Source organism: Burkholderia sp. HAN2018, assembly GCF_024704855.1.
In the GTDB taxonomy this organism is placed as follows: Bacteria; Pseudomonadota; Gammaproteobacteria; order Burkholderiales; family Burkholderiaceae; genus Burkholderia; species Burkholderia cepacia.
This window is the reverse complement of record NZ_QOBB01000432.1, coordinates 1-2,699: the sequence shown is the minus strand read 5'-3', so window position 1 is coordinate 2,699 and position 2,699 is coordinate 1. Positions and strand designations below refer to the sequence as shown.

The 2,699-nt window shown below is 67.9% G+C and carries 3 protein-coding genes and 1 pseudogene; all 4 read left to right on the top strand.

All coding sequences use genetic code 11. From position 1 onward, the window contains the following. Positions 1–640, top strand: a 640-nt coding sequence (locus DPV74_RS40590; protein ID WP_162923311.1) for an ankyrin repeat domain-containing protein, incomplete at its 5' end; no start/stop codon positions are given. Positions 641–959: 319 nt separating this feature from the next. Continuing rightward, positions 960–1,820 (top strand): oxaloacetate decarboxylase, encoded by an 861-nt coding sequence (locus DPV74_RS40585; RefSeq protein WP_060086238.1) that lies wholly within the window; start codon positions 960–962, stop codon positions 1,818–1,820. A gap of 337 nt (positions 1,821–2,157) precedes the next feature. Beyond that, on the top strand, positions 2,158–2,424 hold the full coding sequence (locus DPV74_RS40580; RefSeq protein WP_027789582.1) for a YodC family protein: 267 nt from the start codon (positions 2,158–2,160) through the stop codon (positions 2,422–2,424). A gap of 101 nt (positions 2,425–2,525) precedes the next feature. Further along, positions 2,526–2,699 (top strand): annotated as a pseudogene (locus DPV74_RS40575) (cytochrome P450); the annotation flags it as partial.

Here is a 2,699-nt window from a genome sequence, read left to right as displayed (position 1 = left end):
GCGGACCCCGGCGGGCGTCAGTGCGTACCGGCTGGCGATGCAGACCGGGCTGTCCGAGGTCGCCGCGTTGTTGCGTGCGGCGGGCGCGGAAGAGGCGCTCGACGCCGAGGACGCATTCGTGGCGGCCTGCGCGCGCGCCGAGGCCGACGATGCGCGACGCATCCAGGCACGGCATCCCGAACTGCCGGGCGCGCTGCCCGGCGAGCGGCTGCGGCTGCTGCCGGATGCCGCCGCGTGGGGGTCGGGCGACGCGGTGAAGGTCATGGTCGAACTGGGCTGGCCGATCGCGGCGCGGGGCGGCGACTGGGACGCGAGCGCGCTGAATCATGCGGTGTTTCGCGGCGATGCGGGCTTGCTGGCGTTCCTCCTCGAGCACGGCGCGAGCTGGCGTGACATGCACGGGTTCGGCAGCGACGCGCTCGGCACATTGTCCTGGGCATCCGTCAACGAACCGGAGCATGTCGGCGCCGCCGACTGGGAGGCTTGCGCGCGGGTGCTGCTCGCGCACGGTGTGCCGCAAGCCGCGCGGGACCCGTCGAATCCGGACGGCGTACTGATCGACGGTCGCGCGATGCGTTTCTCCGAAGCCGTCACCGACGTGTTGCTCGGCATCGACGGCGGGCCACCGGCGGCAAGGTAAGCGGCTATCTGCTGGCAACGGACGGGCGGCGGCGGCCCGCTCGTTGTCGGTTGCAAGTTGTCGGTTGCAAGTTGCCGGTTGCCGGTTGCAGGTTGCAGGTTGCAGATTGCCGGCTCCTGGCTCCTGGCTCCTGGCTCCCGGCTCCCGGCTCCCGGCTCCCGACTCCCGACTCTCGACTCTCGGCTTCCGGCTTCCGGCTTCCGGCGCGCAGTCGGCGCATCGGTTTTTTCCTGTCGCGCGACGACATTTCGGTGAACGCTGAAACGTCGCGTGCACGATCGGCGTAAGCTCGGCCGTCAACTTTCTCCTGGAGCCCGCGATGACCCGTTCCGATCTTCAAGCCCGCCAAGCCGAAGCCTTCCGCGCCCTGCATGCACGTGCCGGCGCCTTCATCATCCCGAACCCGTGGGACGCCGGCACCGCGCGCCTGCTCGCGATGGCCGGCTTCGAGGCGCTCGCGACCACGAGCGCCGGCTACGCCTTTTCGAAAGGCCGGCCCGACTATGCGATCGACCGCGACGAGATGCTCGATCACATCGCCGAGATCGCCGCCGCGGGCGGCCTGCCCGTGAGCGCCGACCTCGAGAACGGCTTCGGCGATGCGCCCGCCACGGTGGCCGAGACGATCCGGCTCGCGGCCGAGGCCGGCGCGGTCGGCGGGTCGATCGAGGATGCGACGGGCCGCGCCGACGCGCCGATCTATGCGCACGAAGCGGCGGTCGAGCGCATCGCGGCGGCCGTCGACGCGGCGCGTGCGCTGCCGTTTCCGTTCACGCTGACCGCGCGCTGCGAAAACTACCTGCACGGCCGCCACGACCTCGCCGACACGATCGCGCGGCTCGTCGCCTATCGCGACGCGGGCGCCGACGTGCTGTATGCGCCGGGCATCACCGATGCGGACGACATCGCGGCGGTGACGCGGGCGGTCGGCGCACCCGTGAACGTCGTGATGGGGCTGCAGGGCGGATTGCTGAGCGTCGACGCACTGGCGGCGCTCGGCGTGAAGCGCGTGAGTGTCGGCGGCGCACTGGCGCGGGCCGCGCTCGGCGCGTTCCTGCGCGCCGCGAAGGAGATGGCGCAGGACGGCACGTTTACGTTCACGCAAGCGGCCGTTCCCGGGCGCGATATCAACCGCTGGTTTGCGTCGCCGGATAATTCACCGGTTTTGTTCGGTGAATGAGTGTAAATAAATCGTGGGATCGTTCCCAATCGAAAAGTTGATTGATAATAATCAATCGATTTCACGTCAGAATTAAACGTCGGTGACGACGAAAAATACATCGTCTATTCTCCGCATTTCGCCCGTTCGACCGGGTCCGGCGCGCAAGCCGCGCCGGATCGGGCGGCCGGGCATCCGCCGGGCGTGTCGATGGCGCGCATTGTTGCATTTTCCCGATCATGACATTTTTGAAAAGGGGAGTTGCCGGCCGGTTTTTTGATTGATAATCTGCGGCACGTTCGAATGAACAGTTGGTGGGCTGCCGGGAATATCGATATATAAAAATGCTGAGAGAGCGATGACGATCCGAGAAAATCAACGCGTCAGGTTTCGCGTCGGCGATGTCGTGACGCTGAAGACGGGCGGGCCGCGCATGACCGTGACCTATGCCGGGCCGGTCGTATTCGACGACGGCGACTGGCTGATCTGCCAGTGGTTCGACGAACACGGCGAATTCCGGCAGGAAATGTTCCCTCACGACACCGTGGTGCCGGAGCCGCGCGCGATTTCGGCCGGGCGTGTCCGCATGCGCATGCAGTCGCATCGCTACCGCTCGGCTGCCTGACATTCACCTGACATCGCGAGGCGGTCGCACGCGGCGCCCGCGCTGCGACATTTCACGCCGGCCCGAAACATGCGGCGGTGCACTGCGTCGATACTGTCTGCATGAACCCGACCGATCCCATCGCAGCGGTTACGCACCGCGATCCCTATCCCTACTATGCGGCGCTCGTCGACGGGCCGCCGTTCGCGTTCGACGCCACGCTCGGCCTGTGGGTCGCGAGCCGCGCGGCCGCCGTGACGGCCGTGCTCGGCCATCCGGCCTGCCGCGTACGCCCG